Raw genomic sequence first — 18016 nt, 5'->3', positions numbered from 1 at the left:
GCTTACCTAGTGGCGGAAGTGGCGCATGCCGGTGAACAGCATCGCCACACCCGCGTGGTCGGCGGCGGCGATGACTTCATCATCGCGGATCGACCCACCGGGCTGGATCACCGCCGTCGCGCCCGCTTCGATCGCGGCCAGTAGCCCGTCCGCGAACGGGAAGAAGGCGTCCGACGCGACAGCCGAACCAACCGTGCGCGGCTCTGGCCAGCCCATCGTCTCAGCCGCCTCGCGCGCCTTGAGGGCGGCGATCCGCGCTGAATCGAGGCGATTCATCTGCCCAGCGCCGATGCCCGCGGTGGCGCCGTCTTTCGCATAGACGATCGCGTTCGACTTGACGTGCTTGGCGACGGTCCAGGCGAACAGGCAGTCGGCAAGCTCGCGCTCGGTCGGCGCGCGTTTCGTCACGACCTTCAACATGTCGGAGGTCAGCGTCCCGTTGTCGCGGTCCTGAATCAGCAAGCCGCCGGCGATCACCGCGACGCTCTGCCCGCCGCGCGCCGGATCGGGCAACGCCCCGGTCAGCAGCAGTCGCAGATTTTTCTTTTTCGCGAAAATCGCCTGCGCCTCGGCGCTGGCATCGGGAGCGACCACGACTTCGGTGAAGATGGTGCCGATCACCTCGGCGGTGGCGGCGTCGAGCGGGCGGTTGACCGCGACGATCCCGCCGAACGCCGATACGCTGTCGCATGCCAAGGCTTCCCGCCACGCGGCGAGCAACGTCTCGCCGCTTGCTACGCCGCACGGGTTGGCATGCTTGACGATCACCACTGTCGGTGGGCCGTCTCGGAATTCGGCGACCAGTTCCAATGCCGCATTGGCGTCATTGAGGTTATTGTAGCTGAGCGCCTTGCCCTGCACCTGCCGCGCCTGCGCGAGGCCGGGCGTCGACGGACCAGCGGGCAAATAGAGCGCCGCCTTCTGATGCGGATTTTCGCCATAGCGGAGCATGGTCGGCGACCGCCCAACGATAAAGCGGCTGGCGGGGTAGGCTTCGCCCTGGTCGGCGAAGGCGAACCAGCTAGCGATCCTCGAATCATAGGCGCCGGTCAGCGCATAGGCTTTGGCGGCGAGCTTCTTGCGGAAATCGAGATCGGTCCCGCCCTGCCGCTCGACCTGATCGAGCAACGGTGCATAGTCGGCCGGGTCGGTGATGATCGCGACGAACGCATGATTCTTGGCCGCCGAGCGGACCATCGACGGGCCGCCGATGTCGATATTTTCGATGATCGTGGTGCGGTCGGCGCCTTTCGCTACCGTCGCTTCGAACGGGTAGAGGTTGACCACGACGAGGTCGATCGCGCCGATGCCATGCGCCTCCATCGCCGCGACATGGTCGGCATTGTCGCGCACCGCCAGCAACCCGCCATGGACCTTGGGATGGAGGGTCTTGACGCGCCCATCCATCATTTCGGGAAAGCCGGTCAGGTCGGAAATGTCGCGCACCTTATGGCCAAGCTCCCGCAGCTTCGCCGCAGTGCCCCCCGTCGAGACCAGCTCGACCCCGGCTCCGGCGAGGCCCGCCGCCAGCCCGTCGAGCCCGTCCTTGTCGGAGAGCGAGAGCAAGGCCCTGCGGATGGGCACGATCGCGGTCATGAGAAATCCTTCTTGAAGAATGATCAGCTGGAGCGGCGGAATTGCCAGGCAATTTCGCCGCCGATGCCCGAGATTTCGCCCACCACCGCCAGCTGCAGCGATGGTACCGGCCGGCCGTGGCCGTCAACGACCAGGCTTTCCTCGACCAGTAACATCGCCCCGCGGCAGCGAAAATTCCACGGCGGCGCGCCCGGCGATCGTAGGATCGCACCCATCCCGTCGGCGGTCACGGTCGCCTCGATGCCGGGCGCAAGATGGAATCGGACCGCGTAAGGCGCGGCCTCGCGGATCTTGCGCCGGCCCTTGGCGGTAAGCCGATCTTCCCCGCGCACTTCCTTGCCGTCGTTGCCCAGGCTGATGCGCCGCTGATGGATCAGGCCAAAGCCACGCGCATACCCGTCGTGGCTTGCTTCGATCCGCGAACAGTCATTATCCTCACTGCGGTCGATGATTACGTCGGCGACCCCTTTGCCGAGGCTGCCATCCGGCAGGATAGCGGTCGAATTGGTGTCGTCGAGAACTAACGTCGAATGCGCCGCGGTGGTTCGCAGCGCCTGCACCAGCTCGTGGGACAGCTCGCTCGACACCGGGCCCGGGCCGCCGCAATTGACGACTAGCCGCTGCGCCCCGTCGCTTATTTCCAGCGCCAGCGTCGAGGCGCACCCCATCGCCGCCATCCGCGGCGGCGGAGGTGGGGCCGCGTCGACGACGATGACCGTGCCGAGCGCGCTCAGCCGCTGATATCCCCAGCCCCGCGCCTGCCGAAGCGGGCGAGCGCGAAGCCCGCAGCCCTCGATCAATGCCGCGAGCCGCGCCGGATCGCCGGGATTGCCGCCCTGCCAGCTCGACAGGGCATGATCGCCCATGGTGACGCCATGAAGCGCGGCCAGGGCGGCGGCGGCAGCGTTTTCGAGCGCGTCGGGCTGAGTCTGCTTCGCAGCGAAATAGGCCGCGCGGACGAGCCCGAGGCGATCCACCAGCAGCATCTGTTCCTGTGGGCTCCGGCTCATCAACCCGCCGTCCTCGAACTGGGCCGCCGACAATGCCCGCATCAGGCCGGATTCGCCGCGCGACAGGCGCGGCAGCCCGCCTTGCAGAGTCAGCGCCGCGACGACCACGCCGGCCCAGGCGGTGATCCGCGGCAGGCCCGGCGCAGCCTTGTCGGCCATCGAGTCCAGGTGCCGCGCGCCGCGCGCAAGCGTGTTGAGCAATGCCGAACGATAGCCGCCGTCGCGGCTCGACAGGATGTAGGGCGCATAAGCCGCCCAGAACAGGATACGCTCGCCCCACAGCTCGGGCGCCCACGCCCCGTCGACCCGCGTCCCGTGGGCAATCAGCCAGCGACCGGCGATCGCTTCGGCCAGCCGCGCGCCCTTCTCTCGGCTTGCAGAAGCGGCAAGGTCGCGCAGCCAGTTGAAGCTCTGCACCTCGCGCGCCAGCGGGCCGTCGGTGCTGATGGCGTTGAAATCGACTTCGGCCAGCGAAATCGACTCGCTGCCCAAGATCATCCGCCCGGCGAGCAGGGCGTCGCCCCGCGCGCGGTCGCCGGCGACATGGTCGCGGGGAACGGCGACCAGCCGCAGCGGCTGTCGGTCGGACCCTAACAGGCGGGAGAAAAGAGAGCCTTTGGCGAGCTTGCCAACAACGTCGTCGCTCATGCCCCTGCCCGAAGCGCGGCTCCCTCGCGGAGCGCAGCTATATTGGCGGCGTAGTGGTCCGGCCCGCCGCGGAAGGCGGCGGTACCGGCAACCAATACTGTCGCCCCAGCATCGATCGCCTGGGCCGCGGTTACCGGGTCGATTCCGCCGTCGACCTCGATCTCGGCCACCAAAGCCATCTTGGCAATCATGTTGGCGATCGATTCGATCTTGCGCAGCTGACTGGCGATGAATTTCTGTCCGCCGAAGCCGGGATTGACGCTCATCACCAGCACCAGATCGATTTCTTCCAGCACATAGTCGAGCATCTTCGCCGGGGTCGCCGGGTTGAGCGCCACGCCGGCCTTCTTGCCCAATGATTTGATGTGCTGGATGGTGCGATGGAGGTGCGGCCCCGCCTCGGGGTGGACGGTGATGATGTCGGCTCCGGCCTCTGCGAAGGCGTCGATAAAGGCATCGACCGGGGAGATCATCAGGTGGACGTCGAACGGCTTTTGCGTGTGCGGGCGCAACGCCTTCACCACCGACGGGCCGATCGTCAAATTGGGCACATAATGGCCGTCCATCACATCAACATGGATCCAGTCGGCTCCGGCCGCATCGATGGCGCGGACCTCGTCGCCCAGCTTGGCGAAATCGGCGGACAGGATCGAGGGAGAGATGAGCGGACGGGTCATGGGTCCGATTAGCCGCGATTAGGCGGTGCGGACAAGGTGCGCGGCAAAGAAGCCATCGAGTCCGCCTTGCGCCTCGAGCATGCCGGGCAGGATGCGCAGCCAGCCGCGAGGATGTGGCGTCACGCCGTCGAGCAAGGGTGAAGTCGGTTCAATCGAGTAATCGGGCCGCTCGGCGAGGAAAGCGTCGATCCGTTCCTCGCCCTCCTGCGGTTCGAGCGAACAGACCGCATAAACCAGGCTACCGCCCGGACCGACCCAATCCGCCGCGCGCGCCAGCAGCCGCGCCTGGAATTCAGCCGATTGCTCGATAATCGCCGGATGGGCGCGATAAAGAACTTCGGGATGCCGGCGGAAAGTGCCGGTGGCCGAACAGGGCGCGTCGAGTAGCACCGCGTCGAAAGGGGCGTCGGGCGCCCACTCAGCGGCATCGGCAACCACCGCCGTGGCCGACAGCCCGGTCCGCGCCATGTTCGCCGCCAGTCGTGCCAGACGACTTTCCGAGCGGTCGAGCGCGGTCACCTCATGACCCGCAGCGGCAAGCTGCATCGTCTTGCCGCCCGGCGCGGCGCAGGCATCGAGGACGCGAGTCGCGCCCGCCGGGACCAGCCGTGCGGGGAGCGAGGAAGCGAGATCCTGCACCCACCAGCCGCCTTCGCCATAGCCGTCGAGCGCAGCGACCGACGATGAGGCGATCCGTTTATGGCGCGATGCGAGGCTGACCCCGCCGGCATAGGCCTGAGCCTGTTCGTCGTGGGCAAAACTAAGGTCGAGCAGCGGCCGCCGAGCGATGGCGCGGCGCGCAGCCGCCACGACATCCTCGCCCCATGCCTCGCGCCAACGCGCCTCGACCGGTTCGGGCAGGCGTGGCGCGTCGATCGGCGGCAGACCGCGCCGCAGTAGCGTGCCAAGCACGCCGTGCACCAATCGCCGCGGCCCGCCATCGACCAGCGGCAGCGCGGTTGCGACCAGCGCGTGATCGGGCGTGCCCAGACCAATTTTCTGCGCCAGCGCCAGGCGCAGCACCATCCGCGCCTTGGCATCGTGGGCCAGCGGCAGCCGCGTCGCCGAATCGATCAGCGCGTCGAGATCGGGCAGCCGGCGCAGCGCCTCGCCGACGATTGCGCTGGCCAACGCCTTGTCGGCGGGCGCGAGGTCGCGAGCATGCTGCGCGGCATTGTCCATCGTCTGGCCGCGGCGCAGGATCGCGTCGAGCATCTTCAAGGCGGCAAGGCGCGCGGGGACACCGTCAGGAGCTGGCATGGCGGGGTTCAATGTGCTTCAGGCCGTGGTGGACGGCTCATCAGCGTTTCAAGCACCGCTTCAATACCCACCGCACCCCTCAGCAGCGCATCGACCGCGGCGACGATCGGCATGTCGATGCCCTTTTGCTTGGCGATTCGGTGCAGCACCGGCGCGGTATGTGCGCCCTCGGCCACCGTCCGCCGGTCGGCCATCAGCGCGGCGGCGTCCTTGCCCTCGCCGATTGCCTTGCCCAGCGAAAAATTGCGGCTGGCGGTCGACGAGCAGGTCAGCACCAGATCGCCGAGGCCGCTCAACCCCGCCAGCGTCTCGCGCTTCGCCCCCATAGCCAGCCCGAACCGGGTCATTTCGGCAAAGCCCCGTGCGATCAGCGCAGCGCGGGCGTTCTGACCGAGCCCGCGTCCCTCGACCACACCGCAGGCGATCGCCAGCACGTTCTTGACCGCCCCGCCGATTTCGGCCCCGGCGATGTCGTCGGACAGATAGATGCGGAACGCGGGCAACGCGATCCGATCGCGCAGCGCTTCACCCAGCGTCTGGTCGTCGCAGGCCAGTGTCACCGCGGTCGGCAGGCCCGCCGCCACTTCATGGGCGAAGGTCGGTCCCGACAGGACGGCAACCGGAGAGGAAGGGCAGACCGCGCGCGCCACCTCGTGCAGCATCTGGCCCGAGCCCTCCTCGATCCCCTTCGAGCAAAGGATCAGCGGCATCTTCGGGCAGGGCGACCGCGACAGGACGGCGCGCATATGCTGCGCCGGGGTCACCACCAACCAGGCGTCAGCGGCGGCGAGATCGGAAAAATTGCTGGTCGCCCGGATCGCCGGAGAAAGCTTCTGGCCCTTCAAATAGACCGGATTTTGGTGGATGCGGTTGATCGCCGCGACGACATCATCCTCAATCGCCCAAATCAGCGTCTCGCGCCCGCCCGCCGCCGCAACCTGCGCCAGCGCGGTGCCCCACGCCCCGCCGCCGATGACCGCCAGCTTGTCGATCGTCATGCCCAAATCCCGCTCAAGCTTTTACCCCCGCCCCCCGCACTTTCTCGGCCTCCGGATCGAGCGGCCAGCGCGCTCTAGCCGGGGCATCTAGCCCGTCGACCAGCCCGGCGGCGAACCGCTCCGCCCCGGCCCAGCCGATCATCGCCGCATTGTCGGTGCACAGCCATGCCGGCGGCACCGAGAAACGACGCCCTTCGCCCTCGGCCAATTGCTGGAGGGCGACACGGACGCTGCCATTGGCCGCGACGCCACCGGCAACAACCAGGCTCGGCGCGTCGGACACCACGAATGCGCGCCGGGTGCGATCGACGAAGCAGTCGACTACCGCTTGCTGGAAGCTGGCGGCGATGTCGGCCGCGCCATGATCGCCGGCGGCGACGACACGCTGTACCGCACCCTTGAGGCCGGCGAAACTGAAGTGCGGCTCGTCGGTGCCGACCAGCGGGCGCGGCAGCGCCACTGCGGTGGAATCGCCGTCGGCGGCCAGTTCCTCGATCGCGGGACCGCCGGGATACGGCAGGCCGAGCAGTTTCGCCGCCTTGTCGAATGCCTCGCCCGCGGCGTCGTCGAGGGTGGTCGCTAGGCGTCTGTAATCGCCGACGCCGCGCACTTCGAGCAGCTGGCAATGGCCACCGCTGGCGAGGAGGAGGAGGTAGGGAAAGTCGAGATCCGTGTCGACCAGCCGCGGCGAGAGCGCATGACCTTCCAAATGATTGACCGCGATCAGCGGCTTGCCGGTCGCCAGCGCCAGCCCCTTGCCGGCCATCAGCCCAACCATCAACCCGCCGATCAGCCCTGGCCCGGCGGTCGCGGCGATCGCATCGACCTCGCCGACCGCGACATCGGCTTCATTGAGGACCTGGCGGATCAGCGTCGGCAGTATCTCGACATGGGCTCGCGCCGCAATCTCAGGAACCACCCCGCCGAACGGACGGTGGGCCTCATTCTGCCCGACCACCGCCTGCGCCAATATCTGGCGGTCGCTGGTGACCAGCGCCGCGGCGCTGTCGTCGCACGAGGATTCAAGAGCGAGGATCAGCGCCATCGCCAAGGCCTTTGCCTCAAACCCCGGCTTTGCGCTAGCGCGGGGGCGATGATGCAAAAGCAGTTTACGATCGGCACCCGCGGTTCGCCGCTCGCGCTTGCTCAGGCGCGGCTTGTCGCGGCGGCGCTGCAGGAAGCGCACGGCTGGCCGGGAACAAGCGTGCGCATCGCCCCGATCCGCACCAGCGGCGACCGCATTCAGGACCGCCCCCTGGCCGAAGTCGGCGGCAAGTCGCTGTGGACCAAGGAACTCGACCTCGCCCTCCTCGCCGGAGTGACCGACTGTTCGGTCCATTCGATGAAGGACGTCGAAAGCGATCGGCCCGCGACGCTGACGATCGCGGCGACGCTACCCCGCGCCGACGTCCGCGACCGCCTGATCGGCGCCGGGTCGATCGAAGCGTTGGCCGACGGCGCTGTCGTCGGCACCAGTTCCCCGCGCCGCGCCGCCCAGCTTAGACGTCTCCGTCCCGGCCTTCGCACCGTCTCGATCCGCGGCAATGTCGAGACGCGCATCGCCAAATGCGCGGCGGGCGAGGTCGACGCGACCCTGCTCGCCGCCGCCGGGCTCGACAGGCTGGGGCGTCGAGAAGTCGGCGGGGCGATCGACATCGCGATCATGCTGCCTGCCCCGGCGCAAGGCGCGGTCGGGATCGAATGCCGTGCTGACGACGCCATGACGGCAGCATTATTGAGCGCGATCGATCATCACGAGACGCATGCCGCGGTCGCCGCCGAGCGGGCATTTACCCTAGCGCTAGGCGGCACCTGCCATTCACCGGTCGCCGCGCTGGCGCGGATCGAGGGTGGCGAGATATTCTTCGTCGGCCAGATTTTGAGCGAGGACGGCGCCGACGCAATGACCGAGGAAACGCGCTTTGCGGTTGGCGACCTCGAAGCCCCGGCCATGCTGGGACGAGCGATGATCGCCCGCGCGCCGGCCTCGATCCGCCGCCTGTTCGAAGTGCGATGAGACGCCTGCTGTTGCTCCGGCCCGAGCCGGGACTGTCGCTGAGTGCGGCGCGTGCGTCCGATCTGGGTCTCGACCCGATCCTCACGCCGTTGTTCGCCGTGCAGGCGGTGGGCTGGACTGCGCCTGATCCCGCCGGTTTCGACGCGCTGCTGGTCACCAGCGCCAACGCGATGCGCCATGCCGGGCCGCAGATCGCCAAGCTAACACCCCTTTCGGTCCATGCCGTTGGCGAGGCGACCGCCACCGCGGCGCGTGAGGCTGGATTCCAGATCGCTTCGGTTGGAAACGGCGATGTCGATGCGCTGCTCGCAGGGTTGCCCAGATCGCAGCGCCTGCTCCATCTAACCGGCGGGGACCATCGCGATCCCGCCTCCCGCCACATAGTCGAATCTCTTCCGGTCTATCGCGCGGCCGCCATCCCTGACCCACACCTTCCTTCCCTGACCGGTCTTGTCGCGGCCGTGCACAGCCCCCGAGCCGGGGCGCGCCTGGCAGACCTCGCGCCGGACCGCGGCGACACCATCATTGCGGCGATCAGCTCCGCTGCGGCGACGGCTTGCGGAGGCAGGTGGCAACAAATCGCAATTGCCGAACTGCCCGATGACGTCTGCCTGCTGGCCCTCGCCGCTCGCCTGTGTCACACATTCGACCCAGAATGACCGCGAGCTACACTCCGCAACACACCCCTTGGACCGCGCGCATCGCCTGGACGCTGTTGCTCGTACTGGCCGGTGCCGCGCTGGCCACCTGGGGGCTGTCACGATGGGAGGCCGGCGCGCGCTTCTTCGGCGTCGCGCCCCGCGCGCCGCTGGCGGTCGTACGTCAGCAAGCCCTGCCGCTGGCCGTCGCCACCGGCGCCGCACCGGTCGAGGCGGCTGCCGGGAATGCGCGCCTCGCGGCCCTCGAAGGCCGGCTGGCGGCGCTCGAAACCAGAAGCCAAGCGGCGGCCGGGTCGATCGGCCGGGCCGATGCGCTGCTGGTCGCCTTCGCCGCCCGCAGGGCGATCGATCGCGGCGTGGCGCTCGGCTATCTTGAGCCGCTGCTCGTCCAGCGCTTCGGCGGTCCGCACCAGGCGGCGGTGGCGACGATCATCACTGCCTCACGCGATCCTGTCCGGCTCGACACGTTGATCGCCGATTACGAGTCGCTTGGCCCGTCGCTGCGCCGTGGCGCGCCCGAAGAAGGCTGGTGGGTTTCGATCCGGCGCGAGTTCGGAACGATCGCATCGGTCCACCGCGCCAACGCCCCCTCGCCGCAGCCCCAGGCGCGGTTCGACCGTGCGCTCGCGCGGATCAAGGCCGGCCAGGTCGACGCCGCACTGGCGGAGACGATGCGATTGCCCGGTGCGGGCAACGCGCGGGACTGGGTCGGGCGTGCTCGACACTATATCGCCGCGCACCGGGCGCTCGACGAAATCGAATCCGCCGCGCTGCTCGGCGGCGGGCAGGCGCCGACACCGGATCAGCCGGTCCAGCCGGTCGGCGCATAAAGCTTGGCAAAGCGGTCTCGATTTGCGAATCTTTGGCCGCAAGCCGACGTTAAGATTGAACCTGCAACGTCTTGACCAAGCACTGAATCTTCGAGGATTACCGACGCCATGACGCCAGTTTCGATCCAGTTTCTGGTCGCCTCGAGTCTCGCAATGGGGACGGGCGCGGGCAGCGGGCCAACGACCGCCGACCCGCTGGCGCCGTTGCCGAAGGGCGCGGTTCGCACGTCGCCGACCTTCCAACCTCCGCCACCTATTGTTGGCACCCAGGCCTATGCTCCGGCGGGGCTGCGCCAGCGGATCGACGCGCTTGGCCGGAATTTCGACGGCAAGGCGGGGGTGTCCGTGGTCTCGCTAAAGAGCGGGTGGCAGGCCGAGTATAACGCCGCCTCGCTATTCCCGCAGCAAAGCTGCTCCAAACTTTGGGTGGCGATCACCGCGATGGATGCGGCCGACAAGGGCAGCATCCGCCTCGACGACCGGGTCACGCTCGGTCGCTCCGACCTAACCCTGTTCCACCAGCCGCTGGCGGCGAAAATACTCGGCGGCGGACACACCACCACGCTCGGTGCGCTGATGTTCACCGCGATCACCGAGAGCGACAACACCGCCAATGACAAGCTGATGCGCTCGATCGGCGGACCGCAGGCGGTGCGCGACATGATTGCCGCCAAAGGACTGGGCTCGATCCGCTTTTACGAAGGGGAGCGCGCGCTCCAGTCGAAGATCGCCGGCCTGATCTGGAGCCCCAGCTATTCGATCGGCGACGCCTTTTACAAGGCGCGCGGCGCGCTGCCGCTGGCGATCCGCCGGTCCTCGTTCGAGCGCTACATCGCCGATCCCTATGACGGCGCCGCTCCGCACGCGGTCGCCACCGCGCTTGCTAGGCTCAAGCGCGGCGAGCTGCTATCGGATTCCTCGACCCAACGCCTGCTGTCGACCATGGGATCGACCAAAACCGGTAAGCTTCGCGTGCGCGCGGCGCTGGCGCCCGGCTGGAGCTGGAACCACAAGACCGGGACCGGCCAGAATTTCCAGGGCAGGGTCGGCGGGATCAACGACATCGGTATCCTGACCGCGTCCGACGGTACAGGCTATGCGGTGGCGATCATGACCGTTCCCAACAAAACCGACGGCGCCAGCCAGGATTTGATGCAGGCGGTCGCCCGCGCGATTATCGCCTCGCACAATGAGCGACCCCACTGACCGAAATAAGGGCATTGGACATCGCGTCGCGGCTGGCGGCCGCGTCAGGCGTTCAAAAGCTTCCCAACCGCGCGCTCGACTTGTTCGTCCTGCGAAACTGGCTGAGCGAGGGCGAATGTGTGGCGCTGTGCGGACTGATCGACGCCCATCGCCGCCCCTCGACGATCGCCGACGACCAAGGGATATCGGGTTTTCGCACCAGCGAAACCTGCGATCTCGATTCGTCGGAGCGGTTGGTCGCAACGATACGCGATCGGCTTTGCGCCTTGACCGGGATTGCCGATAATCAGGCAGAGCCGCTGCAGGGCCAGCGCTATGCCGCGGGACAAGAGTTCCGCCCGCACACCGATAGCTTCAATCCCGACGGCGCCGATTATTATCTCCACTGCGCCGAGGCCGGCCAGCGGACCTGGACCGCGATGATCTACCTCAACCAGCCCGCAGCGGGGGGCGGCACGCGTTTCAAGTCAATCGGCAAAATCATCCAGCCGGAGACCGGCAAGCTGCTCGTTTGGAACAACTTGCTGACCGACGGGACGCCCAATGCGGCGACACTTCACCAGGGCATGAAGGTCCGCAAGGGCACCAAATATGTGCTGACGCTGTGGTATCGCGAGCGGCCGCTCGGCTGAGCGCCTAGCTGTGGCTCATCTGCGGAAAGAGCTTGCGCAGCGCGACGACTTTCGGCCGGTCGTTGACCATAATGTAGGGATGGGCCGGGTTCTTGCGCATGAAATCCTGGTGATACGCCTCGGCCGCGACGAAGCCGGTGAACGGCTCGATCTTCGTCACGATCGGCTTGCCGAAGGCGTGCGCCGCTGACAGCTGAGCAATGTAGGCGCGAGCCTGTTTCGTCTGAGCAGCGCTGGTCGGAAAAAAGGATGAGCGATATTGCGGGCCGGTATCCGGCCCCTGGCGGTTGAGCTGGGTCGGATCGGCGACCACCGAGAAATAGATTTGCAGCAGATCCGCATAGCGGACCTGGCGCGGATTGAAGACCACCCGCACGGTCTCGGCGTGACGAGTGCGTCCGCTTGACACGGTTTCATAATCGCCTTGCGCCTTGGTGCCGCCGGCGTAGCCCGAAACCGCCGATTCAACGCCGTTCACTCGCTCGAACACTCCCTCCACGCCCCAGAAGCAGCCCCCGGCGAAATAAGCCACTTCGCGGTTGCCCGAGGCGGGCAGGACCATCTTTGGCGCCGGAACGAGCGCGGCACGCTCGGCGCCGGCGGAGGGGGTGGAGACAAGGGCGGCGACACCGAAAGTGACCGCAGCGGCGACGGGGATGAGGATACGCATAGTCATAGGTTCGCCGAATAACGCGAAATGGTTTCACTCAAGCTGAACAAATCGATCGATTTTGGAGCGGGCGAAAGGATTCGAACCCTCGACCCCAATCTTGGCAAGATTGGAAAAATGCGTCCGCTTCTGTCCGCCGGTGTTTTCCAGATTGGCCAAGAAGCTTGACATCCCATTGTTCGACTTCCGCAAAGGCAGCGGCGCGTGAGCGCCGCTACATTCTTCCAATCACGTCAGTCCGTCAGTTTGCACCTTTCGGATACTGATGGCGCTTTACGCCGCAACCGGCGCGTTGCGGCTATAGCCGGCCAATTGTTCGTCGAGCGCCTTTTGGAAGGCCGGTCTCGCCTCGCACCGCTTGACATAGGCGTCGAGCGTCGGAAAGCCCGCCACCAGATCGGTGTGCCGGATGAGCCGAAGTACAGTCGCCATCAAAATGTCAGCCGCGGTGAAACGGCCGAGCAGATAGTCGCGTCCTTCCAGCCAGGCGGCCAGCGCGTTGAGCCGAACCTTCACCGCCTCCACTGCAGCGGGACGACCCAGCTTCACCCACGGTTCCTCGCTATGCTGCAGGTCCATCACCGACAGGCTGTTGACGGGGGGTTCCACGGTGTTCAGAGCGGCGAATATCCAGGTAACTGTATCGGCTCTCCCATCGCGGTCGGCCGGCATCAAGGCCTCCGACGACTCCGCGATTTGATGCACGATGGCGCCGGATTCGAATAGTCCTCGGCCGTTGGCCTCGAATGACGGTACCATCCCGAACGGGTGTTTTGCGCGATAAGCGTCCGAGTTTCTGTCTTCGACGTCGATGACCTCGGCCTTGTAGGGAAGGCCGGCCTCCTCCAGCGCCCAGCGCACCCGGAGGTCCCGAACCAGTCCCTGCGCAAACGGCGGCGCCCATCGAAAGCCAGTGACTTTGATGCTTTCCATTTCAAAAATACTCCCTTGCGAGTTCGGCGACCATTTGCACCACCTTTGGCCAGCCATCGCTCATGTTGCGGAACGCAACATCGTTGGGCGCTTGGAAGCCCGAATGGACGAGTCGGACTCTCGTGCCGCCTTCCGCCCTGGTGAGCGTCCAGGCAACGACCGTATCCAGGCGTGAGCCATAGCCGCTATTGGCGTCGTTACCGCCCTGCCAGGTGTAGACCAGCCGCTCGTTCGGCACGGCCTCCAGCACCTCGCAATTGATGATGCCGTCCCACTCTCCGGCCGGCGTGGTCTGGTAGGTGAAGTGGTTGCCGACCACCGGCTCGAAACCCGTCGGCACCATGAGCCAGCGACCCATCAGCTCGGGCGTGGTCAGGGTCTTCCACATCATCTCTGCGGTGTGGGAGAAGACCTCGTCCACCCTTATATCCCGCGTGGCGGGCTTCAGCGCGGCGCTGCTCATCGATCGATCTCCTTGAGAAGGTTTTTGAGGTTGTTGAACCCGTCGCGCCAGAAGACGGCATAATGGTCCATCCAGTCGGCCAGCGGCTCCAGCCCTTGAGGCTGAACGCGGTAATAAACCTTCCGGCCCTCCGGTCGCTCAGCGACGAGGCCAGCCTGCTTTAACAGCTTGAGGTGTTGGGAAATCGCACCCTGGGTCACTCCGCTCGCGCGTGTCAGCTCGACGACATTCATCTCTTCCGACCCCGCGATCCGTTCGAACACGGCCCGCCGGGTTGGATCGGCGAGCGCACGCATTACGACATCTATGCTGGTGGCTTGGATCATTACGTCTAATTAGTTAATGCTAATTGATTAGTCAATGCTATTTAATCGTAGACGGCGCAGGTAGGTTGTGATCTCGAACAAGAAGCTGACGGGTGAGATGCTGCCCGCTTCGGGACAACGAGGGCCGGGCAGCAAACGGCCAACTCGAGCCATTACCTGTCGCGTCAGCGCAGACTCCGCACTGCTATTAACGCTAGAATGCGAGAAGAAAGGTAACAACCGGGTCCGAAAACTGGAGCGGGCGAAGGGATTCGAACCCTCGACCCCAACCTTGGCAAGGTTGTGCTCTACCCCTGAGCTACGCCCGCTCTGGCGGACCGGGCCCAAAGGCCGGTCGGGTGGAGCGGGCGCCTAGCATCGGCTCCCCATGCGCGCAAGCCCTGCACCGCGCTTGCCCGGCCGCTCGGCCACGCCCATATGGCTGGCCCAAGGCTTAAGGAGTAAGGCGTGGCGACACTGAGCATGACCGAGGCGGAGCGCGAGGCAATCGCAAAGTTCCAGCGCGAGGTCGTCGAGCCGTCGATGACGAGCCTCGTGATCCTCGATTTCTGGGCCGAATGGTGCGCGCCGTGCAAGCAATTGGGCCCGGTGCTCGACAAGATCGTAACCGATTATGCCGACAAGGGCGTGCTGCTCGCCAAGATCGACGTGGATGCCGACAAGGTGATCGCCGCGCAGTTCCGGGTCCAGTCGATCCCGACCGTCTATGCGCTGTTCCAGGGCCAACCCGTCGCCGACCTCACCCAATATCGCACCGAAGCTCAACTGAAGCGGGTGATCGACAAACTGCTCGGGCAATTGCCGATCCAGGGCCGAGCGCAGGATCTCGCCGCCCAGCTTGAGCCGTCCATCAAGCTCGCCGATGAATTGCTTGGCGAAGGCGACGCGGCGCGCGCCGAGACGGTCTTCGCCCAGGTCCGCGACCTGGACCCAGCCAATCCGGCGGTCATCGGCGGGCTCGCGAGAGCGATGATCGCCGGCGGCAAAATCGACGAGGCGCGCGCCCTGATCGACACGCTCGACGAGGAGCAGCTTCGCCATGCGGCCATCGCGCGGGCGCGCGCCGGGCTCGACCTCGCGGCCGCGCCGGACATCGACGTCTCGGCGGAGCAGGCGCGGCTTGCCGCCAACCCAGACGACCATGAGGCGCGCTTCGCAATCGCCCAGACACAGCTGGCGACGGGTGAACGCGATGCCGCGGCCGACGCGCTGCTCGAAATTATCGCCCGGGACCGCGACTGGAACGACGGCGCGGCGCGCGCGCGCTTCCTGCAGATGCTCGAAGCCGCCGGATATCAGGACCCCTGGGGCCGAGCTCAGCGACGGCGGCTGTCGGCACTGCTGTTCACGTGACGGGGTTTTTCGGATGATGGGCGCCAAGCCCGCACGCATCCCGCTGTTCCCGCTGGCCGGGGCGATCCTGTTTCCACGCGCACAACTGCCGCTGCACATCTTCGAGCCGCGTTACCGCGACATGGTCCGCGATGCATTGGCCGGCCCGGCCCGGATCGGCATGATCCAGCCAAGGCCTGTTCTGAGCGAAGTCGAAGGGGGAGAGGGCGACCCGGCACCCTTATTCCAGACCGGCTGCGTGGGGGAGATCGTCGGGGTCGAGGAATTGGACGACGGCCGCTTCAACATCGTCCTGCATGGGTCCAGCCGGTTCCGCCTGATCGCCGAACGCGACGTCGGCACCGCCTATCGCCAGGCCGATGTCGACCTGGCCGCGTTCGATGACGCGGACCCCGAGCCCCTGGCGGCGATCCAGCGTGCCGAGATCGAGCGCGAGGCGCGGCGCTTCGGCGACGCGCTCGGCCTGGCGGTCGACTGGCAGGCGGTGGGGCGGCTGGATGACGAGATGCTGGTCAACGCCATCGCCCAGGTCGCGCCGTTCGACCCCGGTGCTAAGCAAGCGCTGCTCGAGGAAGCCAGTTTGGCCAGCCGGGCGGACCTGATCGTCCAGCTGATGCAGTTTCAGCGCCTTGCGCCCGGCGGAGCGGATGTCGGACAGACGCTTCAATGACCTCGCGCAGCCTGTCCGCGGACAGGCGAGCATGGCCATTCTAAATGGGCAACCCGCGCAGCAGAAGGGGTAGATCGCCGCTTGTCCCGCGCGCTTCGGCAGTCAGCCGGTCCTTGACCGGGCCGATACGATTGATGAGACCCATCCCGAAGCGCCGCACCCTCGACGCGGTCCGGCCAGGCACGCCGTAAATCCGCGTCAACCCGTCGGTCGCCAGGCTGACCATGAAAGTGTCTAGCCCGCGCCATCGCTGGTAACGGTCGAGCAGTTGCCGATCGCCAACGTCGAGGCCGAGGCGCTTGCCCTCGACCAGCACCTGCGCCAGCGCGGCCGCATCGCGGTAGCCCAGGTTAACGCCCTGCCCGGCGATTGGGTGAATCCCGTGCGCCGCGTCGCCGATCAGCGCTAGGCGTCGATCGGTGATCCGCGCCGCATGGTGGAAGCCGAGCGGGTAGGATGAGCGCGGCGCGAGCAACCCGACCTTGCCAAGAAAGCCGCCCATCGCCGCCTCGGCCTCGGCGGCAAAATCCGCATCGCTAAGCGACAGGAGGCCCGGCGCATCATCGACGGCGACCGACCAAACGATCGCCGAACGGTGACCCTCTTCGTCGTCGGTCATCGGCAGCAGCGCGAACGGGCCGGAAGGATAGAAAATCTCGTAAGCCACGCCCTCGTGCGGCCGCTCGTGCCGCAGGGTCGAGACGATCGCCGCATGATCGTATTTCCAGCGCGCGACGCGAATTCCTGCCGCCTCGCGGGTCGGCGAGTTGCGCCCTTCAGCAGCGACCAGCAGGGGCGCGCTCAATTGGCGTCCGTCCTCGAGCCTGACGCTCACTCCATACTCACCGCGATCGACCGACGCCGCGCGCGATTTCCATAGCAAGGCGGTGTTCTTGCCGGCCTCGGCCCGGCCCATCAGCGCCGCGCGCAAATGGCGGTTCTCGTTCATCCACCCAAGCGGTTCGTCGTCATCGCCAGGATCGAAGACTAATCCGCCCGGAGACAGCCCGTCGGCGACCTCGATCCGCCGGATCGGGCAGCCCGGCGCCGGGAAATATTCGCTGATCCCGACCGTGTCGAACATCCGCTTCGACGAGGACGACAACGCGCTGGTCCGCCCGTCGAAGGCGGCATCCTTGCGCGCTTCCGGATCGGCAGGATCGACCACGATGGCGCTGAGGCCGCTGGCGTCGAGCGCGGCCACCAGCGCCAGCCCGACCAGCCCGCCGCCAAGGATGATCACGTCCGCGCGCTCCATTGATCCTCCCTACTCACCGCGAACCACTCAGGGAAGCCTTGCCCCGGAGTCGTCGCGCGGGCACTATGGGCGGGAGCTAAGGTTCCCGGGGGAATGACGTCATGGCGACCGCGGCGCAGCGGGCACAAAAGAAGGATCTGGGACCCGACTGGCGGGAGACTCTGTCTGCCTCGATCCGCCGTTTCCTGCGCCGGACGATCGGCGTCGGGCTGATCGGCATTTCCATTGCCCTCGGCGTCGCCCTCGCCACGCATTCGAGCGTCGATCCCAGCTTCACCACCGCCGCCGGCGGGCCTCCGGCAAATTGGCTCGGTGCCTTTGGCGCCTATTCCAGCGATGCGCTGTTGTTCCTGTTCGGCCCGGCCGCGGCGCTATTCCTGCCGCTGACTGCGCTCGCCGGCCTGCGCATGGTACGTGGGGTCGAGGCGGGACGGATCGGGCGCGCCATCCTGGTCGCCGCGCTCGGCGTTGGCCTGATCGGCGTCGCGCTCGGCCTCTACGCCGGCACCGCGGTGTCGGGGCTGCCCGCGGGCTATGGCGGCGCGCTTGGTCTGGCCGGCGCGCACGGGGTCGAGGCTCTGGTCAGACTGATCGGCAACCCTTCGATCGAGGGGCCGCTGCGCCTCGTCCTCATGGTATTGTTGACGCTAGGCGGCTTCACGGTCGGGTGGCTGGCGCTCGGTATCCGCCAGGAGGAGCGCGAGTGGGCCGGCGAGCGCCTCCGGCGCGACCCCAACGCCACGCCAAAGCCACCGCGCCGCAGCCGCGACGACGAAGAGGAGCGCCCTGCCGCACCGCCACGCTCGCGGC

The 18016-nt window shown here is 66.9% G+C and carries 19 protein-coding genes and 2 tRNA genes; 8 read left to right on the top strand and 13 right to left on the bottom strand.

Annotated features, from left to right (window positions below; translation table 11 throughout):
* Positions 1-6: 6 nt before the first annotated feature.
* Genes purH through tsaD form a run of 6 tightly spaced genes read right to left on the bottom strand, consistent with a single transcriptional unit; the run spans position 7 to position 7234 of the window.
* Positions 7-1596, bottom strand: a complete 1590-nt coding sequence (gene purH, locus H0W65_RS07065; protein ID WP_294005766.1) for a bifunctional phosphoribosylaminoimidazolecarboxamide formyltransferase/IMP cyclohydrolase — start codon at positions 1594-1596, stop codon at positions 7-9.
* Between the two features lie 23 nt (positions 1597-1619).
* Positions 1620-3254, bottom strand: coding sequence for a heparinase II/III family protein (locus tag H0W65_RS07060; protein WP_294005763.1), 1635 nt, complete (start codon positions 3252-3254; stop codon positions 1620-1622).
* The gene (gene rpe / locus H0W65_RS07055; protein WP_294005760.1) at positions 3251-3931 is read right to left on the bottom strand and encodes a ribulose-phosphate 3-epimerase; all 681 of its coding nucleotides are present in this window, start codon (positions 3929-3931) and stop codon (positions 3251-3253) included. Before rpe ends, H0W65_RS07060 begins: the two co-directional genes overlap by 4 nt.
* 18 nt (positions 3932-3949) lie before the next feature.
* Complete coding sequence (locus tag H0W65_RS07050) at positions 3950-5191, bottom strand: RsmB/NOP family class I SAM-dependent RNA methyltransferase (protein WP_294005757.1); 1242 nt, start codon at positions 5189-5191, stop codon at positions 3950-3952.
* Positions 5192-5199: 8 nt separating this feature from the next.
* Complete coding sequence (locus H0W65_RS07045; protein ID WP_294005755.1) at positions 5200-6189, bottom strand: NAD(P)H-dependent glycerol-3-phosphate dehydrogenase; 990 nt, start codon at positions 6187-6189, stop codon at positions 5200-5202.
* Between the two features lie 13 nt (positions 6190-6202).
* Positions 6203-7234, bottom strand: coding sequence for a tRNA (adenosine(37)-N6)-threonylcarbamoyltransferase complex transferase subunit TsaD (tsaD, locus tag H0W65_RS07040; RefSeq protein ID WP_294005752.1), 1032 nt, complete (start codon positions 7232-7234; stop codon positions 6203-6205).
* A gap of 51 nt (positions 7235-7285) precedes the next feature.
* On the opposite strand from tsaD, the gene hemC reads away from it, so the two are divergent.
* The 5 genes from hemC to H0W65_RS07015 all read left to right on the top strand — a co-directional run bounded on the left by hemC (position 7286) and on the right by H0W65_RS07015 (position 11533).
* A complete protein-coding gene (gene hemC / locus H0W65_RS07035; RefSeq protein ID WP_294005853.1) occupies positions 7286-8206 on the top strand; it encodes a hydroxymethylbilane synthase in 921 nt (306 codons plus the stop codon).
* On the top strand, positions 8203-8865 hold the full coding sequence (locus H0W65_RS07030; RefSeq protein WP_294005749.1) for a uroporphyrinogen-III synthase: 663 nt from the start codon (positions 8203-8205) through the stop codon (positions 8863-8865). The genes hemC and H0W65_RS07030 overlap by 4 nt, the downstream gene beginning before the upstream one ends.
* Complete coding sequence (locus H0W65_RS07025; RefSeq protein WP_294005746.1) at positions 8862-9695, top strand: hypothetical protein; 834 nt, start codon at positions 8862-8864, stop codon at positions 9693-9695. The genes H0W65_RS07030 and H0W65_RS07025 overlap by 4 nt, the downstream gene beginning before the upstream one ends.
* A gap of 108 nt (positions 9696-9803) precedes the next feature.
* Complete coding sequence (locus tag H0W65_RS07020; protein ID WP_294005743.1) at positions 9804-10901, top strand: serine hydrolase; 1098 nt, start codon at positions 9804-9806, stop codon at positions 10899-10901.
* Positions 10902-10915: 14 nt separating this feature from the next.
* The gene (locus H0W65_RS07015) at positions 10916-11533 is read left to right on the top strand and encodes a 2OG-Fe(II) oxygenase (protein ID WP_294005740.1); all 618 of its coding nucleotides are present in this window, start codon (positions 10916-10918) and stop codon (positions 11531-11533) included.
* A gap of 4 nt (positions 11534-11537) precedes the next feature.
* On the opposite strand, the gene msrA is transcribed toward H0W65_RS07015, so the two are convergent.
* The 6 genes from msrA to H0W65_RS06985 form a co-directional block, all read right to left on the bottom strand.
* Positions 11538-12209: a peptide-methionine (S)-S-oxide reductase MsrA gene (msrA, locus tag H0W65_RS07010; RefSeq protein WP_367120133.1), complete on the bottom strand. Its 672-nt coding sequence runs from the start codon at positions 12207-12209 to the stop codon at positions 11538-11540.
* Positions 12210-12265: 56 nt separating this feature from the next.
* Positions 12266-12340: transfer RNA gene (locus H0W65_RS07005), tRNA-Ser, on the bottom strand.
* A gap of 136 nt (positions 12341-12476) precedes the next feature.
* A complete protein-coding gene (locus H0W65_RS07000) occupies positions 12477-13136 on the bottom strand; it encodes a glutathione S-transferase family protein (protein WP_294005737.1) in 660 nt (219 codons plus the stop codon).
* A 1-nt stretch (position 13137) separates the two neighbouring features.
* Positions 13138-13599, bottom strand: coding sequence for an SRPBCC domain-containing protein (locus H0W65_RS06995; protein ID WP_294005734.1), 462 nt, complete (start codon positions 13597-13599; stop codon positions 13138-13140).
* On the bottom strand, positions 13596-13925 hold the full coding sequence (locus tag H0W65_RS06990; protein WP_294005731.1) for a helix-turn-helix transcriptional regulator: 330 nt from the start codon (positions 13923-13925) through the stop codon (positions 13596-13598). The genes H0W65_RS06995 and H0W65_RS06990 overlap by 4 nt, the downstream gene beginning before the upstream one ends.
* 233 nt (positions 13926-14158) lie before the next feature.
* Positions 14159-14233: transfer RNA gene (locus H0W65_RS06985), tRNA-Gly, on the bottom strand.
* Between the two features lie 139 nt (positions 14234-14372).
* Between H0W65_RS06985 and H0W65_RS06980 the strand changes: the two genes are divergently transcribed.
* Both H0W65_RS06980 and H0W65_RS06975 read left to right on the top strand, forming a co-directional pair.
* Positions 14373-15278 carry a tetratricopeptide repeat protein gene (locus H0W65_RS06980; RefSeq protein ID WP_294005728.1) on the top strand — a complete coding sequence of 302 codons (906 nt, stop codon included), beginning with the start codon at positions 14373-14375 and terminating at the stop codon, positions 15276-15278.
* 16 nt (positions 15279-15294) lie between these two features.
* The gene (locus H0W65_RS06975) at positions 15295-15948 is read left to right on the top strand and encodes an LON peptidase substrate-binding domain-containing protein (protein WP_294005847.1); all 654 of its coding nucleotides are present in this window, start codon (positions 15295-15297) and stop codon (positions 15946-15948) included.
* Between the two features lie 40 nt (positions 15949-15988).
* Here the strand turns inward: H0W65_RS06975 and H0W65_RS06970 are convergent, their stop codons facing one another.
* Positions 15989-17206 carry an FAD-dependent monooxygenase gene (locus H0W65_RS06970; protein WP_294005725.1) on the bottom strand — a complete coding sequence of 406 codons (1218 nt, stop codon included), beginning with the start codon at positions 17204-17206 and terminating at the stop codon, positions 15989-15991.
* 101 nt (positions 17207-17307) lie between these two features.
* Between H0W65_RS06970 and H0W65_RS06965 the strand changes: the two genes are divergently transcribed.
* Positions 17308-18016 (top strand): DNA translocase FtsK 4TM domain-containing protein (locus H0W65_RS06965; protein WP_294005722.1); only part of this gene is annotated, 709 nt, incomplete at its 3' end.

The sequence above is a fragment of the Sphingomonas sp. genome (assembly GCF_013816785.1).
Lineage (GTDB): Bacteria > Pseudomonadota > Alphaproteobacteria > Sphingomonadales > Sphingomonadaceae > Sphingomicrobium.
Note: the sequence above shows the minus strand (reverse complement) of the source record. Positions and strands in the feature narration are given on the sequence as shown.

What these genes read in the sequence shown, in the direction of transcription:
- purH (WP_294005766.1), bottom strand. Translation starts at nt 1,596, where the DNA reads ATGACCGCGATCGTGCCCATCCGCAGGGCCTTGCTCTCGCTCTCCGAC.
- H0W65_RS07060 (WP_294005763.1), bottom strand. Translation starts at nt 3,254, where the DNA reads ATGAGCGACGACGTTGTTGGCAAGCTCGCCAAAGGCTCTCTTTTCTCC.
- rpe (WP_294005760.1), bottom strand. Translation starts at nt 3,931, where the DNA reads ATGACCCGTCCGCTCATCTCTCCCTCGATCCTGTCCGCCGATTTCGCC.
- H0W65_RS07050 (WP_294005757.1), bottom strand. Translation starts at nt 5,191, where the DNA reads ATGCCAGCTCCTGACGGTGTCCCCGCGCGCCTTGCCGCCTTGAAGATG.
- H0W65_RS07045 (WP_294005755.1), bottom strand. Translation starts at nt 6,189, where the DNA reads ATGACGATCGACAAGCTGGCGGTCATCGGCGGCGGGGCGTGGGGCACC.
- tsaD (WP_294005752.1), bottom strand. Translation starts at nt 7,234, where the DNA reads ATGGCGCTGATCCTCGCTCTTGAATCCTCGTGCGACGACAGCGCCGCG.
- hemC (WP_294005853.1), top strand. Translation starts at nt 7,286, where the DNA reads ATGCAAAAGCAGTTTACGATCGGCACCCGCGGTTCGCCGCTCGCGCTT.
- H0W65_RS07030 (WP_294005749.1), top strand. Translation starts at nt 8,203, where the DNA reads ATGAGACGCCTGCTGTTGCTCCGGCCCGAGCCGGGACTGTCGCTGAGT.
- H0W65_RS07025 (WP_294005746.1), top strand. Translation starts at nt 8,862, where the DNA reads ATGACCGCGAGCTACACTCCGCAACACACCCCTTGGACCGCGCGCATC.
- H0W65_RS07020 (WP_294005743.1), top strand. Translation starts at nt 9,804, where the DNA reads ATGACGCCAGTTTCGATCCAGTTTCTGGTCGCCTCGAGTCTCGCAATG.
- msrA (WP_367120133.1), bottom strand. Translation starts at nt 12,209, where the DNA reads ATGACTATGCGTATCCTCATCCCCGTCGCCGCTGCGGTCACTTTCGGT.
- H0W65_RS07000 (WP_294005737.1), bottom strand. Translation starts at nt 13,136, where the DNA reads ATGGAAAGCATCAAAGTCACTGGCTTTCGATGGGCGCCGCCGTTTGCG.
- H0W65_RS06995 (WP_294005734.1), bottom strand. Translation starts at nt 13,599, where the DNA reads ATGAGCAGCGCCGCGCTGAAGCCCGCCACGCGGGATATAAGGGTGGAC.
- H0W65_RS06990 (WP_294005731.1), bottom strand. Translation starts at nt 13,925, where the DNA reads ATGATCCAAGCCACCAGCATAGATGTCGTAATGCGTGCGCTCGCCGAT.
- H0W65_RS06975 (WP_294005847.1), top strand. Translation starts at nt 15,295, where the DNA reads ATGGGCGCCAAGCCCGCACGCATCCCGCTGTTCCCGCTGGCCGGGGCG.
- H0W65_RS06970 (WP_294005725.1), bottom strand. Translation starts at nt 17,206, where the DNA reads ATGGAGCGCGCGGACGTGATCATCCTTGGCGGCGGGCTGGTCGGGCTG.